This window comes from Methylobacterium endophyticum (assembly GCF_050591105.1).
In the GTDB taxonomy this organism is placed as follows: Bacteria; Pseudomonadota; Alphaproteobacteria; order Rhizobiales; family Beijerinckiaceae; genus Methylobacterium.
In genome coordinates this window covers 75,460-93,183 of the sequence record NZ_JBNHES010000006.1, presented here as the reverse complement: position 1 = coordinate 93,183, position 17,724 = coordinate 75,460, and the positions used below count along the sequence as shown (strand labels likewise).

The following is a 17,724-nucleotide window of genomic DNA, read 5'->3' as shown; positions in this document are numbered from 1 at the left end:
GTGAGGGCCGCGATCACTCGCCCGCCTCGCGGCGGGGACCACGCTCGCGGCGGGGACCGCGATCACCGCGATCGCCCCGGTCGCCGCGCTCCTCGCGCTCGGGCTCGCCGCGTTCGGCGCGCTCGGCCTTGAGCTTCTCGGTGAGATCCTCGCCGGTCTCCTGGTCGACGACCTTCATGGAGAGGCGGATCTTGCCGCGGTCGTCCTGGCCGAGGAACTTGACCTTCACCTTCTGGCCCTCGGAGACGACGTCCGTCACCTTGGCGACCCGCTGGGCGGCGAGCTCCGAGATGTGGACCAGGCCGTCCTTGGCGCCGAAGAAGTTCACGAAGGCGCCGAACTCCATGCACTTCACGACGGTGCCGTCGTAGATCATGCCGGGCTCGGCCTCGGCGACGATGGAGCGGATCCAGTTATAGGCCGCCTTGATCGCCTTGCCGTCGGCGGAGGCGATCTTCACGGTGCCCGAGTCGTCGATGTTGATCTTGGCGCCGGTCTTCTCGACGATCTCGCGGATCACCTTGCCGCCGGTGCCGATCACTTCACGGATCTTGTCAGTGGGGATCTGCATGGTCTCGATGCGCGGCGCGTACTCGCCGAGCTCGGGCCGCGCGCCGGTCAGCGCCTTCGCCATCTCGCCGAGGATATGGGCGCGCCCGTCCTTCGCCTGGGCGAGGGCGATCTTCATGATCTCCTCGGTGATGCCGGCGATCTTGATGTCCATCTGGAGCGAGGTGACGCCCTCGTCCGTGCCGGCCACCTTGAAGTCCATGTCGCCGAGATGGTCCTCGTCGCCGAGGATGTCGGAGAGCACCGCGAAGCGCTCACCCTCGAGGATGAGGCCCATGGCGATGCCGGCCACCGGACGGCGCAGGGGCACGCCGGCATCCATCAGCGACAGCGAGCCGCCGCAGACGGAGGCCATCGAGGAGGAGCCGTTCGACTCGGTGATCTCGGACACGACGCGGATCGTGTACGGGAACTCGTGGGCCGGCGGCAGCACCGGGTGGATCGCGCGCCAGGCGAGCTTGCCGTGGCCGATCTCGCGGCGGCCGGGGGAACCCATGCGGCCGGTCTCACCCACCGAATAGGGCGGGAAGTTGTAGTGCAGGAGGAAGCTCTCCTTGTAGGTGCCCTCCAGCGCGTCGATGAACTGCTCGTCCTCGCCGGTGCCGAGGGTGGCGACCACGAGGGCCTGCGTCTCGCCGCGGGTGAACACCGCCGAGCCGTGGGCGCGCGGCAGAACGCCGACCTCGGAGACGATGGGGCGGACCGTCTTCACGTCGCGGCCGTCGATGCGCGAACCCGTGTCGAGGATGTTCCAGCGGACCACCTTCGACTGGGCCTCCTTGAAGGCGGCCTTGACCTTCTCAGGGCTGAACTTCTGCTCGCCCTCGGCCGGGCACAGCGCCGCGACCACCTTCGCCTTCACGGCGTCGACGGCGGCGTAGCGCTCCTGCTTGACGGTCTTCTTGTAGGCGTCGCGGAGTTCCGCCTCGCAGACGTCGAGGACGGCCTTCTCCACGTCGGCGTTCTCCGGGGCCGTGAAGTCGCGCGGCTCCTTGGCGGCCTTCTCGGCGAGGCGCACGATGGCCTCGATCACCGGCTGGAAATGCTTGTGGCCGAACATCACGGCGCCGAGCATGATGTCTTCCGAGAGCTCCTTGGCCTCGGACTCGACCATCAGCACGGCGTCGGTGGTGCCGGCGACCACGAGGTCGAGGGAGGATTCCTCGAGCTCCGTCACCAGCGGGTTGAGCTTGTAGCCGCCGCCGACATAGCCGACGCGGGCCGCGCCGATGGGGCCCATGAAGGGCACGCCCGAGAGCGTCAGCGCGGCCGAGGCCGCGACCATGGCGACCACGTCCGGGTCGTTCTCGAGGTCGTGGGTGAGCACGGTCACGACGACCTGGGTGTCGTTGCGCCAGCCATCGACGAAGAGCGGACGGATCGGACGGTCGATGAGGCGGGAGACCAGCGTCTCCTTCTCCGAGGGACGGCCCTCGCGCTTGAAGTAGCCGCCGGGGATGCGGCCGGCGGCGTAGGCGCGCTCCTGATAGTTCACGGTGAGCGGCAGGAAGTCGATGCCGGCCTTGGGCTCCTTGCCCGAGACGACGGTGGCGAGCACGGTGGTCTCGCCGTAGGTGGCGAGCACGGCGCCGTCGGCCTGGCGGGCGACCTTGCCGGTCTCGAGCACGAGGCGGCGGTCGCCCCACATCAGCTCTTCGCGTTGAACGTCGAACATTCTCTTGTCCTTGCCTTCATGCGGCGGGGCGGACCCGGCGGCACCAGCGGCAAGACGGCGAGAGACTGGCGGCTTTCCAGTCTCCGACGATCCTGCCCTGGCGGCGCGCCTCGAAGTCGCCCCGGTCGTCTCGGGCAGCCGAACCCTTCCGGATGCCCGTCATCGAAACGCCGATCCGGGCGCGGGCCCGGATCGGCGTGAGAGCGTGAGCCTTAGCGGCGGATGCCGAGGCGCTCGATCAGCGAGCGGTAGCGTGCCTCGTCCTTGCCCTTCACGTAGTCGAGCAGCGAGCGGCGCTGCGAGACCAGCTTGAGGAGGCCGCGGCGGGAGTGGTTGTCCTTGCCGTGGGTCTTGAAGTGGCCGGTGAGGTTGGTGATCCGCTCGGTGAGGATCGCCACCTGGACCTCCGGCGAGCCGGTGTCCTTGGCGCCCTTGGCGTATTCCTTGATGAGCGCGGTCTTGCGCTCTGCCGTGATCGACATCGCAGTCCCTTTCGGAATCGGGGTTTTCGGATCAGGCGGCCTCCCGAGGGAGCGCCGCGCGAGACTTGCGGGCGGCCGGTGCCGGGATGTCGTCCAGCACGGTCATGTCCACAAGCGGCTTGTGCCCCGGCCCCGTTCTCACGGGTCGAAGCGGCGCGGACCATACACGAAACGGGGGACGGCGCCAGTGCTCCTGCGGCCAGTGCTTCTGCGAAAGGGCCATCGACGGCCTCACCCGTCAGGCGCAAAGCTTGCCGCCGGGCGGCGACGCCATCCGGGAGCCCCATGCCAGACACAGTACCCATCCCCGCATCGACAGAACCGGCGCTCGCCCGCTCGCTCACCGCCTTCAGCCTCGTCTGCATCGGCGTGGGGGCGACCATCGGGGCGGGGATCTTCGTGCTCACGGGCACGGCGGCGGCGCATTATGCGGGGCCGGGGATCGTGCTGTCCTTCCTGCTCGGCGGGCTCGCCTGCGCCTTCGTCGGGCTGTGCTACGCCGAGCTCGCCGCGACGATGCCCGCCGCCGGCAGCACCTATTCCTACGCCACCGCCACCTTCGGGCGGGCCTTCGGCTTCCTGATCGGCTGGGACCTCGTGCTCGAATTCGCCCTCGCGGCGGCCACCGTCGCGGTGGGCTGGTCGGGCTACGCGCAGAGCCTGCTCGCCGATCTCGGCCTGCGCCTGCCGGCGGCGCTCTCGGCGGCCCCCGGCTCGGGCGGTCTCGTGAACCTGCCCGCCGCCGGCATCGTGCTGGCGCTGACCCTCCTCCTGACCCGCGAGGCGCGGGAGGCGGCCTCCGTGAACACGGCGATGGTGGCGCTGAAGGTCGCGATCGTCCTCGCCTTCATCGGGGTCGGCGCGGCGCATCTGAAGCCGGCGCTGTGGTCGCCGCTGGTGCCGGCCAACACCGGCACCTTCGGGGAATTCGGCTGGAGCGGCGTCCTGCGCGGCGCGGGCGTGGTGTTCTTCGCCTTCATCGGCTTCGAGACCGTCTCGACGGCGGCGGCCGAGACGCGAAACCCGCAGGTCGACGCGCCGGTCGGGCTGCTCGGCTCGCTCGCCGTCAGCACGGTGCTCTACGTGGCGGTGGCCGCCGTGCTCACCGGGCTCGTGCCCTATGCCGCCCTCGACGTGGCCGACCCCATCGCCAGGGCGATCGATTCCATCGGGCTCGGCGCCTTCGCCATCGTCATCAAGCTCGGGGCGATCCTCGGGCTGACCACCTCGGCGCTGACCGCCCTCTACGGGCAGGGCCGCATCTTCTACGCCATGGCCCGCGACCGCCTGCTGCCGCCCCTCTTCGCGCGCGTCGATCCGGCGACCAGGGCGCCCGCCGCGAGCCAGGCCGCCATCGGCCTGCTCACGGCGCTGGTGGCGGGGCTGGTGCCCATCGACGTGCTCGGCGAGCTCGTCAGCATCGGCACGCTGCTGGCCTTCATCGTGGTCTGCGCCTCGGTGCTCGTGCTGCGTCGGCGCGAGCCGGAGCGGCCGCGCCCGTTCCGGGTGAGGGGGGCGCCGCTGGTGGCGGCCCTCGGCATCGCGAGCTGCCTCGCGCTGATGGCGGGGCTGCCCGGCGATTCCTGGCTCCGCCTCGCGGTCTGGCTCGCGCTCGGCGGCGCGGTCTATCTCGGCTACGGGCGCCGGACCGCCCGAGCGGATCAGCGCCGCGGCGAGGGCCGGCCGCCGCCATAGCGGCGCCGCAGATACGAAATGACCTTCGGAAGGATGAGAGCGATCAGGATCTTGCGCATGGAGGGGCCCCGTCTCCGGCGGGCCGGGCGCCCGCCTGTCACGGGGAGAATGTGTCCCGCGCGTCCGCCGTTCCCTCGCGTCAGAGTTCCAGGGTCAGCGTGACGGGAGCATGGTCGGAGGGCTTGTCCCAGCCGCGCGCGTGGCGGGCGACCTCGACCTTGCGCACCGTGCCGGCAAGGTCCGGCGAGACCCAGGCGTGGTCGAGCCGGCGGCCCTTGTTCGTCGCCGACCAGTCGGCGGCGCGGTAGCTCCACCACGTATAGATCTTTTCCGGCTCCGGCGTGAGGAGCCGGGCCGTGTCGATCCAGCCGGCCTCAGTCCGCAGGGTCTCCAGCCGCTCGGTCTCGACGGGGGTGTGGCTCACCACGTCCAAGAGCTGCTTGTGCGACCAGACGTCGTGCTCCAGCGGCGCCACGTTGAGATCGCCGACGAGGATGGCGGGGCCAGAGACCCGCCTGCCGCCCCAGGCGCGCAGGTCGTCGAGGAAGGCGAGCTTGTGCGCGAATTTCGGGTTCAGCGCCGGGTCGGGGATGTCGCCGCCGGCTGGCACGTAGAAGTCGTGCAGCACGATTCCCGCCGCGTGTCCCGCCTCGGGGCCGAGCACCGCCGAGATGTGGCGCGCGTCGGGCTTGTCGCAGAAGCCGAACACGTCGCGGGTGTGGAGGGGAAAGCGCGAGAGGATCGCGACGCCGTTATAGCCCTTCTGCCCGGCGAAGACGACGTGCTCGTAGCCCGAGCCCTTGAGCGCCTTCAGCGGGAAGGCGTCGTCGGGGCATTTCGTCTCCTGAAGGCAGAGCACGTCCGGCTGCGCCTCACGCAGGAATCGCAGCACGCTCTCGATGCGCAGTCGCACCGAGTTGATGTTCCAGGTGGTGACGGTGAGACGCACGATTCTTACCGCTGCGCCTTCTGCATCTGCTCCTGGAGCGCCTTGTCCTCCGGCCGTCCGTAGTTGATGACGAACTGCATGCCGTCCACCGACTTGCCCTTTTGCAGGTTCGAGAGCTGCACGGTGGTCTGGTAGCCCTGCGGATCGGTGATCCTCCACTGGCTCAGCACCTTCAGGTCGGCGTCGAAGAAGAGCTGGATCTTCGAGGTGCCGCCCAGCGTCGAGCGGTCCTCCAGCGAGATGCGCACGCCGCCCGGATCGTTCGAGACGTCGGTGACGTCGAGGTCGCGGGCGAGGTCGATCTTCTCGCGCAACAGGAATTTCAGGGGCGTCTGCGCGATGAAGTACAGGTCCTGCGTGGCGAGCCTGCGGTCGCGCACGGCGACCGAGGTGCCGTCGGCGACCACCTGGAGCGGGGAGGGGTCGTCGTAGTCGAAGCGGAGCCGGCCGGGCTTGGCCAGCGTCAGCTTGCCGCCGATGCGCCGCCCGTCCGCGCCGATCTGTAGGAAGTTGCCGGTGAGCGTGGTCATGCCGTTGAAATAGGCGTTGGCCTGGGCGAGCACGCTGGCCGCGTCCGGCGGCTCGGCCGAGATCGCCGCGCCGGCCGGGGGCGTTCCCACTGCCGCGACCCTGGCCTCGCCGGCCGGGGCCGCGCGGGCCTGCCCCTTGGCGCCGGGCTTGATGCTGCCCGTCTTCTCGCCGGTGGCGGCCTTCGCGTCCTTGAGCGTGTCCTTGGCCGTGTCCTTGGCGGCAGGCTTGGCCGCGGCCTTCTTCTGCGGGGCGGCGGGGGCGGGAGCGGCCGGCTCGGGAGCCGGCTCCGGGGCGGGCTCTTCCTTGCGGCCAAGGAAATTGTCGATGAAGGAGGAGAGCTGCGCCTGCGCGGGCGCCGCGCTCGCGCACAGGGAAGCGGCGAGGAGCGTGCCGGCGACGGCTCGGGTGCGGCGGCCGATCATCAGGGGCATCATCCTTGGGAGACAGACGGACGCCGCTTAGAGCGTCCCCCTATGGCGAAGTTGCGACGCCGGGCCGCGAGGGTCCGGCGCTGAGAGCATGGACGACGGATCAGTCGTCGTAGCTCGGGACGTGGGAGACGCCGTCGACCAGGATCTCGCGCTTGCCGGCGTGGTTCGCCTGCCCGACGATGCCCTCGATCTCCATGCGCTCCATGATGGAGGCGGCGCGGTTGTAGCCGATCTGGAGCCGGCGCTGGATGTAGCTCGTCGACGCCTTCTTGTCGCGCAGCACCACCTGCACCGCCTGCTCGTAGAGATCGCCGCCTTCGCCGCCGGCGAGCCCGAAGCTGCCGGCATCGAACACCGCCACGTCCGCCGGCTCGTCGCCCTCGTCCTGCTGCGCTTCGGCCTTGGCGCCCTTTGCGGGCTTCTCGGCCTCGGCGCCGTCATCCTCTGTGACGGCGTCGAGATAGGCGGGGCGGCCCTGGCGCTTGAGATGCGCCACCACGCTCTCGACCTCCGAGTCCGAGCAGAACGGCCCGTGCACGCGCGTCGTGCGCCCGCCGCCCGCCATGAACAGCATGTCGCCCTGGCCGAGGAGCTGCTCGGCGCCCATCTCGCCGAGGATCGTGCGGCTGTCGATCTTCGACGTCACCTGGAAGCTGATCCGGGTCGGGAAGTTCGCCTTGATCGTGCCGGTGATGACGTCCACGCTCGGACGCTGCGTCGCCATGATCAGGTGGATGCCGGCCGCGCGCGCCATCTGGGCGAGGCGCTGGATCGCGCCCTCGATGTCCTTGCCAGCCACCATCATCAGGTCGGCCATCTCGTCGACCACGATGACGATGTAGGGCAGCGGGTTGAGGTCCATCTCCTCGTTCTCGTAGACCGCCTCGCCGGTGGTCCGGTCGAAGCCGGTCTGGACGGTGCGGGTCAGGACCTCGCCGCGCGCCCGCGCCTCGGCGAGCCGGGCGTTGAAGCCGTCGATGTTCCGCACACCGAGCTTCGACATCTTCTTGTAGCGCTCCTCCATCTCGCGCACGGCCCATTTGAGGGCGATGACCGCCTTCTTGGGATCGGTGACGACGGGGGAGAGCAGGTGCGGGATGCCGTCGTAGATCGACAGCTCCAGCATCTTGGGATCGACCATGATGAGGCGGCACTCCTCCGGCTTGAGCCGGTAGAGCAAGCTCAGGATCATGGTGTTGATGGCCACCGACTTGCCCGAGCCGGTGGTGCCGGCAACGAGCAGATGCGGCATCCGGGCGAGGTCCGCGATGATCGGTTCGCCGCCGATGTTCTTGCCGAGGCACAGGGCGAGCTTGTGCTTGCTGGCGAAGAAGTCGGCCGAGGCGAGGAGCTCGCGCAGATACACGGTCTCGCGGGTGTCGTTCGGCAATTCGATGCCGATGACGTTGCGGCCGGGCACCACGGCGACGCGGGCGGAGACCGCGGACATGGAGCGGGCGATGTCGTCGGCGAGCGCGATGACGCGGCTCGACTTGGTGCCGGGCGCGGGCTCCAATTCGTAGAGCGTCACCACCGGGCCGGGGCGCACCGCGAGGATGTCGCCCTTCACGCCGAAATCCTGCACCGTCTGCTGGAGGTTGAGCGCGTTCTGCTCGAGCACGTCGGCATCGACTTCGGCGTCCTCCTTCACCGGCGGCAGCGCCAGGAGGTCGAGCTCGGGATGCTCGTAATCGGCGTTCTCGACGGAGGCGACGCCGATATGGCGGCCGGCCGAGATCAGTTGCGGGCGCGGCGCCACCACCTGCGGCACGAAGGCCGGAGCGGGGAGGGGGCTTTCCTCGCGGGCGGGGGCCGGCTCCTCGACGGGAGCGGCCATCGCCACGGGGGCGACCGGAGCGGGCGCCTCGGGGACCTCAGGCGCCGCCGGGGCGGTGGCTTTCGTGCGCAGCAGAACCGGGCGCGCCGGCAAGGGCGACGGCAAGGGCATGGGGACCGCGGACATGGGCACCGCGGACATGGGCAAGGCGGCAGTCGCGGGCGCGGAAGGCGCAGCGGGCTGCACGGGGGCCGCAGCGCGGATCGCGGCGCGGGCGGCCATCGCCGGCAGGACCGGCTGCGGGGCGGGGGGCGCCGGCTCGGGCTCGGGTTCGGGTTCGGGCTGCGGCGGCGCGGCGGCGAGGGGCACCAGGGCGAGCACCGGGCGCGCCGCGTTGTCCTGCGCATCCGCCGGCCGGGGGGTGCGCTCGAAGCTCACCAGCCTGTCCAGGGCATAGGCCGGGGCCGGCGGCAGCGAGCGCAGATGCGAGATGTCGAGGGGCACCGAGACGAAGCCGTCCTCGCCGCGCGCGGGGTCGGGGCGGCGCGCCACCGGCACGGCCATGCGCGTGACGGCCGGCTCCGGCGTCGGCTGGACGGCGGGATCGGCGGGGGCGACCGGCCCCGGCTCGGAGACGCCCTGGATCGCGGCCCAGGCCTCCACGGACGACCAGTCCTCGCCCTCGAACCAGGGGCGCGTCGCCGACCAGTCGCAGAGGTCGTTCCAGTCGCGCACCTGCGGCTCCGGCCGGGACGGCTCGGGGAGGGCGCGCGGCGCGGGGGCGCGGCGGTCGGGGGTGCGGAAGAAGCGCACGCCGGGGGGCGCCACGAAGGGCTGGCGCCAGAGCGGCAGGGCGGGGGTCGCGGTGAGAGCGGCGGCGGCGGCGGCGAGCGCCTCCCGCTCCGCCAGGAGCGCCGTTTCGGTGGCGGCGGCCTGCTCCGTCTCCCGCGCGGCGAGCTCGGCCTCCTCGGCCTGCGCGGCGGCCAGCGCCGCCGCCTCCATGCGCAGCCGCTCGGCCTGCTCCGCCTCGCGGGCCTGGAGGCGGCGCTCGCGCAGCACCGTGTCGGGGGTGCGCGTGTAGCGCACCGCCGGATTGGTCATCGACGCCTGCGGCGCATAGGCCGGGGGCAGACGCTCGGGCCGCTCCGGCGAGATCGAGGCGGGCCGGCGCGGCGAGCGCACGAGGACGCCGGGTCCCGAGGCGGAGGCGTCGATGCGGCTTTCCGGCATCGTCGCCGGGACGAGCATGTCGAGGCTGGCGCGGTCGTCGAACACCTCCTCGGGCCAGGCCTGCTCGCGGACCCAACCGTCGGGCGCCGCGCCGGTCTCGCCCCGCTGGGCCTCGTCCTGCCAGAACTCTCGCTCGCGGCCGAGCATGGCCTGCGGGCTCGTCATCCAACTCGCCGCCGGGCGCGTGCCGGAGACGGCGTAGCCCGGCCGCTGCGGCAGGCCGGCGAGCCGGCGCGTCAGGCTGGCGCGCAGCGACATCAGCCGGTTCGCCAGCGCCCCGATCGACAGGCCGGATCGGTCGCCGCCGCGGCTCGGCCGGGAGGGGTCGCGGAGGGAATAGGGGGGCCGTCCCGATGAGCGCATGAGATCTCTGAAGGGATACGCGAAACAGGAAGCCGCCCCTCGGGAGCGGCCGCGTCCAGTTAGGACTCACGTCGTTAACAGACGCTTGCCCGGCCCCCTCCGGCGCGACTCTCCGGCAACCCTCCCGCGCAGGCCGCGCCCTTGGACGGAGGAGGCCCGCCGCGCTAGGGTCACGCCTTCCGTCCCCAACGGGCTCAAGCCTTGGCGTCCTCGTCCCCCACCGATTTCGGCTCGCTCTACCGGCACGGCTTCGCGCGCGTCGCCGCCTGCACGGTGCGCAGCCATCCGGCGGACCCCGCGCGCAACGCGGACGCCATCCTCGCGGCGGCGCGGGAGTGCCATGCGAAGGGCGCCGTGCTGGCGGTCTTCCCCGAGCTCGGCCTCTCCGGCTACGCCATCGAGGACCTGCTGCTCCAGGAGACGCTCCACCGCGCCGTGGAGGAGGCGGCCGGCGCGCTGATCGCGGCCTCGGCGGAGTTGCGGCCGATCCTCGTGGTGGGAGCGCCCCTGCGCTGGCGGGCCCGGCTCTACAACTGCGCGCTGGCGATCCAGGGCGGGCGCCTGCTCGGCGTGGTGCCGAAGAGCTACCTGCCGAACTACCGCGAGTTCTACGAGAAGCGCCACTTCGCCTCCGGCGCCGGGGTGACGGGCGAAACCGTCACGGTGGCGGGACAGGAGGCGCCCTTCGGCACCGACATCCTGATCGAGGCCGCCGATCTCGACGGGTTCACCTTGGGAATCGAGATCTGCGAGGATCTCTGGGTGCCGGAATCGCCCGGCCTGCGCGCGGCGCTCGCGGGCGCGAGCGTGCTCGCCAACCTCTCGGGCAGCCCGATCACCGTGGGACGGGCGGACTCGCGCGCCCTGCTCTCGCGCTCGGCCTCGATGCGGGGGGCATGCGCCTATGTCTACGCGGCGGCGGGCTTAGGCGAATCCACCACCGACCTCTCCTGGGACGGGCAGACCAGCATCGACGAGAACGGCGTGCGGCTCTCCGAGGGCGAGCGCTTCGCCGCCGGGCCCGTGACGACCTTCGCCGATATCGATCTCGACCTGATCCGGCAGGAGCGGCTCCAGGCCGGCAGCTTCGACGACAACGCCAGGACCCTGGCGCTCGCCTATCGCCGCGTGCCGGTGCGGCTTGGTCCGCCCTCGGGCGATCTCGGCCTGATGCGGCGTGTCGAGCGCTTCCCCTTCGTGCCGGCCGATCCCGCCCGCCTCGCGCAGGACTGCTACGAGGCCTACAGCATCCAGGTCTCCGGGCTGGCGCAGCGGCTCCAGGCCACCGGCACGAAGAAGGTCGTGATCGGCATCTCGGGCGGGCTCGATTCGACGCATGCGCTGATCGTCGTCGCCAAGGCCATGGACCGGCTCGGGCTGCCGAGGTCCGGCATCCTGGCCTATACGCTTCCGGGCTTCGCCACCTCGGCGGGCACCAAGGCCAACGCGCATGCCCTGATGGCGGCGCTCGGCACCACCGCCGGCGAGATCGACATCCGCCCGGCGGCGCGGCAGATGCTCGCGGACATGGGCCACCCGTTCGGACGGGGCGAACCCGTCTACGACGTCGCCTTCGAGAACGTGCAGGCGGGCCTGCGCACCGACTACCTGTTCCGTCTCGCAAACCAGAACGGCGCCATCGTCATCGGCACGGGCGATCTGTCGGAGCTGGCGCTCGGCTGGTGCACCTACGGCGTCGGCGACCAGATGAGCCATTACGGCGTCAATGCCGGCGTGCCCAAGACCCTGATCCAGCACCTGATCCGCTGGGTGATCGCCTCGGGCCAGTTCGGAGAGGACGAGAACCGGACGCTTCGCGCCGTCCTCGGCACGGAGATCTCGCCGGAGCTGGTGCCCGTGGGGGAGGGCGAGACGCCGCAGAGCACGCAAGAGGTGATCGGCCCCTACGCGCTCCAGGACTTCACGCTCTTCTATACCCTGCGCCACGGCTTCCCGCCCTCGAAGATCGCGTTCCTGGCACTGCATGCCTGGGGTGACGCCACCCGCGGGGCCTGGCCGCCGGACTTTCCGGACTCCGAGCGCGTCACCTACGACCTGCCCGTCATCCGGCGCTGGCTCGGGGTCTTCCTGGCGCGCTTCTTCGGCTTCAGCCAGTTCAAGCGCTCGGCCCTGCCCAACGGCCCGAAGGTCTCGGCCGGCGGCTCGCTCTCGCCGCGCGGGGACTGGCGGGCGCCCTCCGACGGCAGCGCGCGGCTCTGGCTCGACGAGCTCGCCCGCAACGTGCCCGAAACCGGATCGACATAAACCGGACCGATTGGGCCGCTAGGCACGGTCTCCAGGCGCGGCCGTTCGCGGGGGCGCCGTCACGCGGAGACGAGCCGTGCCGGGCGATGCGTCAGCGAGCCGAGCGGGGGGCGATCCGAAACGCGGAGATCGACGGATGAGACGCTACAACCTCTTCCGCCTCAAGGACGTCGAGGGCCTGTGCTGCGCGGTGCCGGAAAGCGCCGCCGTGCCGGGTTTCGTCGGCGGCGGCCGCTGGAGCTTCGGCGGCCGCCTGGACGCGGACAGCGCCGTCCCGCTCGATTTCGACGGACGCGCCGCCGACACCGCCGTGCGCTTCAACGGCTTCTATCTCTTCCAGACCGTCGACCGGCGATTCCTCTGAGACGACGGCCCCTAGAATCCGTTACGAACGACGGACCGAATGCCGCGCCCCAGAAGATAGCCGTAGCCGAACAGCACGAGCGGCATGAGGCCGCCGTCGACGTCGTCGAGATCGCTCGTGCTCAGCTCGTCCGTCTCGGCCGGCCGATCCTGGGTCCGCGTCACGGCATAGGCGTTCACATCGTTCTCGATTTCGGATTCAATGGCGATGACGGACACTGGATTTCTCCATGATCTGTATTGATGCTTCCGACACGCCCTCCGTGTCGGCATAGATCTGATATAGACCACGACAGAACTTGATGTCGGGAACAAATCGCACGGCGACGCGGATCGCGCCCGATCCTGGCGTCTGCCGACGAGAAGAAGCCGTTCGCGTCCGGGAGCGGACGTATCCCCGCCTGTCGGAGGTCGCGGCGAAGGTTTCTTAAGAGCCCCATGCCAGGGTCGCGGCCTGTCTCGGACAGGAGGCAAGGCAGGCCATGTCAGCAGAGTATCGCATCGAGACCCGCCAGCGCGTCTTCCTCAAGGGGCGCATCGTCTTCAACAACGGCGCGTCGAGCATGGACTGCCTGGTGCGCGACATGTCGGCCACCGGCGCGCGGGTCTCGCTCAGCGAGACCACGATCCTGCCGGAGGTCTTCGACCTCTACATCGCGCAGAAGGACCGCACTTATCGCTGCAAGCTGGCCTGGCGGCGCGAGGACGGCGTCGGCGTGACCTTCGCCGAGGAGCAGGCCAGGACCGCTCCCGGCTCGCCCGCCGCCGGCGACACGGGCGAGACCGATGCCTCCACGGGCGTGCTCTTGCGCCGGATCGGCGAGCTGGAGGCCGAGAACGCGGCGCTGCGCCGCCTGCTCGCGAGCATGGCCGCGCCGGGCGCCACCGCCGCCTGACCGCCCGTTTCCGTGGAAGCGGGATAAGGCAGGACAGCCGCATCGGTCGTCGGCGAGCAATCGTTTTCGGCGATATTGTTCCTCTTCGCGATTGCTCCTAGACTTCGGGCGCCGCCTCGAAGACTTGGCTCAGAACGATGCGCATCGCGCCCCTCGCCTCCGTATTTTGCGCCCTCGCGTTGGGGAGCTGCGCGACGCTCCCCATAACGCCGGGCCCCGGAGGCACGCTGACGGGCCAGACCGATGTCAGGTGGCTGAAGGAAAATTATTTTCTCTACATCCCCTTCGCTTCCGATCCGCTGACATTCGTCGGCACGGACGGCAAGAAGATCGTTCCGCAAACGATCTATACCGATGGCGGATCGATCCCGCCGATGCTGTGGGGCGTGCGCGGCTTCTCGCCCTGGGGATACGGGCCCGCCTATATCGTGCATGATTGGCTGTTCGTGCAGCATCATTGCAAGATCGGCGATTGGCAGAGCGTCAGCTTCGAGGATTCCGCCCGGATCCTCGGGGAGGTGATCGACACCCTCGTCCGTGACGGGCGGGTGCCGCCCAATCCCGAGGCGCGCTCCCTGATCGAGTTGGCCGTTCGGACGCGCATCGCCAGAGACCTGTGGGACAACGGCCCCTGCGATTTGCCCCCGACGATATCGACGAAGAGAGCGGAGCCGCAGGGCGTGCTCATCATGCGGATCGACACGAACAAGCGGCCCTAGGTCGGGATCAAGCCGGACGCCCGGCCTCGCGCCGCGCCCGCACCACGGCCCTGTCGAGGGCGCCGAGGAAGGCGGAGCGGTCCTTCGCCGAGAACGGCCGCGGACCGCCGGTGACGGCGCCGGCCTCGCGCAGATCCTGCATCAGGTTGCGGGTCGCGAGCGCCATGCCGACCGAGGAAACGGTGAACGCCTTGCCGTTCGGCGCCAGCACGGACGCGCCCGCCTTCACGCAGCGGCTCGCCAGCGGCACGTCGGCGGTGACGACGATGGCGCCGGGCGCCGCCCGCTCGGCGATCCAGTCGTCGGCCGCGTCGAACCCGTCGCTCACGATCACCCGCTCGATCCAGGGCTCGCGCGGCAGGGTCATGAAGCTGTTGGCCACCACGTAGACATGCAGCCCGTAGCGGGCGGCGACGCGGTAGACCTCGTCCTTCACCGGGCAGGCGTCGGCATCGACATAGATCGCGATCGCGCCCTCGCTCATGCCGTCAGGGCCGCGCGGATGCGCGCGGCATGGTCCGCCAGCACCGCCGGATCGGCCATGCCGCCCTCGTGGCGGCGCAGCGGCACGCCCTCGCGGCGCGGCACGATGTGGACATGCAGGTGGAACACCGTCTGGCCGCCGGCCGGCTCGTTGTACTGGAACACGCTCAGCCCGTCCGCCGCGAAGGCCGTCCGCACCGCCGCCGCCACCTTCTGCACCGTCGCCATGACCGCCGCGAGCGAGGCGGGATCGGCGTCGAGCAGCCCGCGCGCCGGGGCCTTGGGGATCACCAGCGTGTGGCCCTCGGCTTGCGGCATCACGTCCATGAAGGCCAGGGTATGCGCGTCCTCGTAGACCTTTTGGGCCGGGATTTCGCCGCGCAGGATCTTGGCGAAGACGTTGGAAGGATCGTAGGCGGGGGGCGTCGTCATGGCGGCTCCGGCGGGCTGTTCGCGCGGGCGGCACGATGCAACGGCACCGGCCCCGCGTCCACGCCTCGAACCGCCGCGCTTGACGCACGTTGCCGACCGCAATGCGAGAGGACGACACGGACATGGCTGAAGGCGGCGGGGGCCACGCGAGCACGGGCGCGATCTACACCGCGGCAGGCGCCAACCTCGCCATCGCGGCGGCGAAGTTCGTCGGCGCGGCGCTCACCGGCAGCACGGCGATGCTGGCGGAGGGCGTGCATTCGCTGGTGGACACCGCCAACCAGATCCTGCTGCTCTTCGGGATGCGGCGGGCGACGAAGCCGGCGGATGCGCGCCACCCCTTCGGCTACGGCCGCGAGGTGTATTTCTACGCCTTCATCGTGGCGCTGATGATCTTCCTCGGCGGCGGTATCTTCGCCATCTACGAGGGTGTCGAGAAGATCGGCCACCCGGAGCCGGTGCAGGACGCCGTGGTCTTCGGCAGGCCGATCTCCGGCTTCTGGACGAACGTCGCCATCCTCGGCTTCGCGATCCTCGCCGAGGGCTATTCGTTCCTCGTGGCGCTGCGCTCGTTCTGGGCCGAGAAGGGCGAGCGGCCGCCGCTCACCGCCATCCGCCGCAGCAAGGATCCGGCGCTGTTCACGGTGCTGGCCGAGGACGCCGCCGCGCTGATCGGCCTCGTCATCGCGCTCGCCGGCGTGATCCTCGCCGAGGTCCTGCATAGGCCGGCGCTCGACGGCTGGGCCTCCATCGGCATCGGGCTCGTGCTCGTCGGGATGGCGCTGTTCCTGATGGTCGAGACCCACGGGCTGCTCATCGGCGAGGCGGCCGATCCGGAGGTGGTCACCGCCATCCGCGAGATCGTGCGGGCGGAGCCGGGGGTGATCCATGTCAACGAGGTGCTGACCCAGCATCTCGGCCCCTCGGACGTGCTGGTGAACCTGAGCCTCGACTTTTCGGACGATCTCAGCGCCGGAGAGGTCGAGGCGGTGGTGGCGCGCCTCGACGCGACGCTGAAGCGGAAGGTCTCCGACGTGAAGCAGGTCTTCATCGAGGCGGAGGCGATGAAGCCCGGCACGCGGACGGCGGGGCCGGCCTTCGCGGCAAGCGTGTAAGGGCCTTCAGATTCCCTCGCCGTTCACCCCGTCCCGCACGGCGAGGGCGGCCAGGATGTCACCCTCCAGCGATTCGGGCTTGGCCTTGGGCGCGTAGCGGCCGATCGCGCGGCCGTCCCGGCCCACCAGGAACTTGGTGAAGTTCCACTTGATGCCCTCGGTGCCGAGGAAGCCCGGCTTCTCGGCCTTGAGATGCACGTAGAGCGGATCGGCGCCGGGTCCGTTCACGTCGATCTTGGCGAGCACCGGGAAGCTCACATCGTAGGTCAGCGAGCAGAAGCGCGCGATCTCGGCGGCATCCCCCGGCTCCTGCGCGCCGAACTGGTTGCAGGGGAAGCCGAGCACCACGAGCCCCGCCTCGCGGTGCCTGCGCCAGAGCGCCTCCAGCCCCTCGTATTGCGGGGTGAAGCCGCATTTCGAGGCGGTGTTGACGACGAGCACGACCTTGCCGCGATAGCGCGACAAGGGATGGGGCGTCCCGTCGGCGGCGTCGGGGGTGAAGTCGTACAGCGTCGTCATGCCCGCAGCATGGCCGAAGGCGCCGCCGATTTCGCGCGGAAAATCGCCCCGGCCCACAGGGCGGCGGCTCAGGCCGCCGTGCGGCGCTCCACCAGCCGGGCGAGATAGGCCGAGCCCAGCGGGATCAGGCTGTCGTCGAAATCGAACTTCGCGTTGTGAAGCCCCGGTCCCGGCGTCGCGCCGAGCCAAGCGTAGCAGCCGGGCACGGCCATGATCATGTCGGCGAAATCCTCGCTGCCCATGCGCGGAACACAATCGGCGTCGACGTTCTGGGGCCCGAACAGCTCGGTGGCGATCTCGGCGGCGGCCGCCGCCTGCGCGGAGGCGTTCTCCAGCACGGAGAAGACGTCGCGGATCTCGACCTCGATCTCGGTGCCGTAGGCGGCGGCGAACCCGGCCGCCAGCTCGCGGATGCGCTGCGAGACCAGCTTGCGCAGGGCGGCGTCGAAGGTCCGCACGGTGCCGGCGAGGCGGGCCTCCTCGGGAATCACGTTGTAGGCCGCGCCGGAATGGATCTGCGTCACCGAGACCACAGCGGATTTCAGCGGGTCGGCGTTGCGCGAGACGATGGACTGCATCGCCTGCACCAGCCCGGTGGCGATCACGATGGGGTCGATGCCCCGCTGCGGCTCGGCCCCGTGCGCGCCGCGCCCGACGATACGGATGTCGAAAAAGTCGGCCGCCGCCATCATCGGGCCGGGGCGCAGCTTCAATTGGCCATGCGGCCCGTTCGGGGCGTTGTGCAGCCCGTAGATCTCGTCGCAGGGAAATTTTTGGAACAAGCCGTCCGCGATCATGGCACGGGCGCCGCCCAGGCCCTCTTCCGCCGGCTGGAACACGAAGATCGCGGTGCCGTCGAAATTGCGGGTCTCGGCGAGGTAGCGCGCGGCGCCCACCAGCATGGTGGTGTGCCCGTCATGCCCGCAGGCGTGCATCTTGCCGGGCACCGTCGAGCGGTAGGGAAGGCCCGTCGCCTCCTCGATGGGCAGCGCGTCGAGCTCCGCCCGCAGGCCGATGCGGCGCCCCTTGTCGGAGCGGCCCTCCAGCACGCCCACCACCCCGGTGCCGCCGAGGCCCCGGTGCACTGCGATGCCGAAACCCTCGAGCAGCCCGGCGACGATGCCGGAGGTCCGCGTCTCCTCGAAGCCGATCTCGGGATGGGCGTGGATGTCGTGGCGCAGCGCCACCAATTCCGGGGCGAAGCCCTTGATGCGGTCGATGGGGCTCAT

Annotated in this window: 16 protein-coding genes; 6 read left to right on the top strand and 10 right to left on the bottom strand. The window is 70.6% G+C overall.

The window, feature by feature from the left end:
* Positions 1-13: 13 nt before the first annotated feature.
* Together pnp and rpsO are read right to left on the bottom strand one after the other, a co-directional pair.
* Positions 14-2,245: a polyribonucleotide nucleotidyltransferase gene (pnp, locus tag ACP56T_RS08975; protein WP_430911805.1), complete on the bottom strand. Its 2,232-nt coding sequence runs from the start codon at positions 2,243-2,245 to the stop codon at positions 14-16.
* Between the two features lie 212 nt (positions 2,246-2,457).
* Positions 2,458-2,727, bottom strand: coding sequence for a 30S ribosomal protein S15 (rpsO, locus tag ACP56T_RS08970; protein ID WP_430911804.1), 270 nt, complete (start codon positions 2,725-2,727; stop codon positions 2,458-2,460).
* 285 nt (positions 2,728-3,012) lie between these two features.
* On the opposite strand from rpsO, the gene ACP56T_RS08965 reads away from it, so the two are divergent.
* Complete coding sequence (locus ACP56T_RS08965; protein ID WP_430911803.1) at positions 3,013-4,422, top strand: amino acid permease; 1,410 nt, start codon at positions 3,013-3,015, stop codon at positions 4,420-4,422.
* A 139-nt stretch (positions 4,423-4,561) separates the two neighbouring features.
* Here ACP56T_RS08965 and xth read toward each other — a convergent pair whose 3' ends face one another.
* The 3 genes from xth to ACP56T_RS08950 form a co-directional block, all read right to left on the bottom strand.
* Complete coding sequence (xth, locus tag ACP56T_RS08960) at positions 4,562-5,371, bottom strand: exodeoxyribonuclease III (RefSeq protein WP_430911802.1); 810 nt, start codon at positions 5,369-5,371, stop codon at positions 4,562-4,564.
* Positions 5,372-5,376: 5 nt separating this feature from the next.
* Entirely contained in the window at positions 5,377-6,324 is a 948-nt protein-coding gene (locus ACP56T_RS08955) for a LolA family protein (RefSeq protein WP_430911801.1), read from the bottom strand.
* A 109-nt stretch (positions 6,325-6,433) separates the two neighbouring features.
* The gene (locus ACP56T_RS08950) at positions 6,434-9,598 is read right to left on the bottom strand and encodes a DNA translocase FtsK (protein ID WP_430911957.1); all 3,165 of its coding nucleotides are present in this window, start codon (positions 9,596-9,598) and stop codon (positions 6,434-6,436) included.
* Between the two features lie 306 nt (positions 9,599-9,904).
* Between ACP56T_RS08950 and ACP56T_RS08945 the strand changes: the two genes are divergently transcribed.
* The gene (locus ACP56T_RS08945; protein ID WP_430911800.1) at positions 9,905-11,968 is read left to right on the top strand and encodes an NAD(+) synthase; all 2,064 of its coding nucleotides are present in this window, start codon (positions 9,905-9,907) and stop codon (positions 11,966-11,968) included.
* A gap of 136 nt (positions 11,969-12,104) precedes the next feature.
* Positions 12,105-12,332, top strand: coding sequence for a hypothetical protein (locus ACP56T_RS08940; protein ID WP_430911799.1), 228 nt, complete (start codon positions 12,105-12,107; stop codon positions 12,330-12,332).
* A gap of 11 nt (positions 12,333-12,343) precedes the next feature.
* Here ACP56T_RS08940 and ACP56T_RS08935 read toward each other — a convergent pair whose 3' ends face one another.
* On the bottom strand, positions 12,344-12,550 hold the full coding sequence (locus tag ACP56T_RS08935; protein ID WP_430911798.1) for a hypothetical protein: 207 nt from the start codon (positions 12,548-12,550) through the stop codon (positions 12,344-12,346).
* Between the two features lie 263 nt (positions 12,551-12,813).
* Between ACP56T_RS08935 and ACP56T_RS08930 the strand changes: the two genes are divergently transcribed.
* A complete protein-coding gene (locus ACP56T_RS08930; protein WP_430911797.1) occupies positions 12,814-13,227 on the top strand; it encodes a PilZ domain-containing protein in 414 nt (137 codons plus the stop codon).
* A 137-nt stretch (positions 13,228-13,364) separates the two neighbouring features.
* Positions 13,365-13,946, top strand: a complete 582-nt coding sequence (locus ACP56T_RS08925) for a DUF1353 domain-containing protein (RefSeq protein WP_430911796.1) — start codon at positions 13,365-13,367, stop codon at positions 13,944-13,946.
* A 7-nt stretch (positions 13,947-13,953) separates the two neighbouring features.
* Here ACP56T_RS08925 and ACP56T_RS08920 read toward each other — a convergent pair whose 3' ends face one another.
* Both ACP56T_RS08920 and ACP56T_RS08915 read right to left on the bottom strand, forming a co-directional pair.
* Positions 13,954-14,430, bottom strand: coding sequence for a YaiI/YqxD family protein (locus ACP56T_RS08920; RefSeq protein WP_430911795.1), 477 nt, complete (start codon positions 14,428-14,430; stop codon positions 13,954-13,956).
* The gene (locus tag ACP56T_RS08915; RefSeq protein ID WP_430911794.1) at positions 14,427-14,861 is read right to left on the bottom strand and encodes an HIT family protein; all 435 of its coding nucleotides are present in this window, start codon (positions 14,859-14,861) and stop codon (positions 14,427-14,429) included. The genes ACP56T_RS08920 and ACP56T_RS08915 overlap by 4 nt, the downstream gene beginning before the upstream one ends.
* A 122-nt stretch (positions 14,862-14,983) precedes the next feature.
* On the opposite strand from ACP56T_RS08915, the gene ACP56T_RS08910 reads away from it, so the two are divergent.
* Entirely contained in the window at positions 14,984-15,976 is a 993-nt protein-coding gene (locus ACP56T_RS08910; RefSeq protein WP_430911793.1) for a cation diffusion facilitator family transporter, read from the top strand.
* Between the two features lie 6 nt (positions 15,977-15,982).
* Here the strand turns inward: ACP56T_RS08910 and ACP56T_RS08905 are convergent, their stop codons facing one another.
* Positions 15,983-16,495 carry a glutathione peroxidase gene (locus ACP56T_RS08905; RefSeq protein WP_430911792.1) on the bottom strand — a complete coding sequence of 171 codons (513 nt, stop codon included), beginning with the start codon at positions 16,493-16,495 and terminating at the stop codon, positions 15,983-15,985.
* Positions 16,496-16,563: 68 nt separating this feature from the next.
* Positions 16,564-17,724 (bottom strand): M20 aminoacylase family protein, encoded by a 1,161-nt coding sequence (locus ACP56T_RS08900; RefSeq protein ID WP_430911791.1) that lies wholly within the window; start codon positions 17,722-17,724, stop codon positions 16,564-16,566.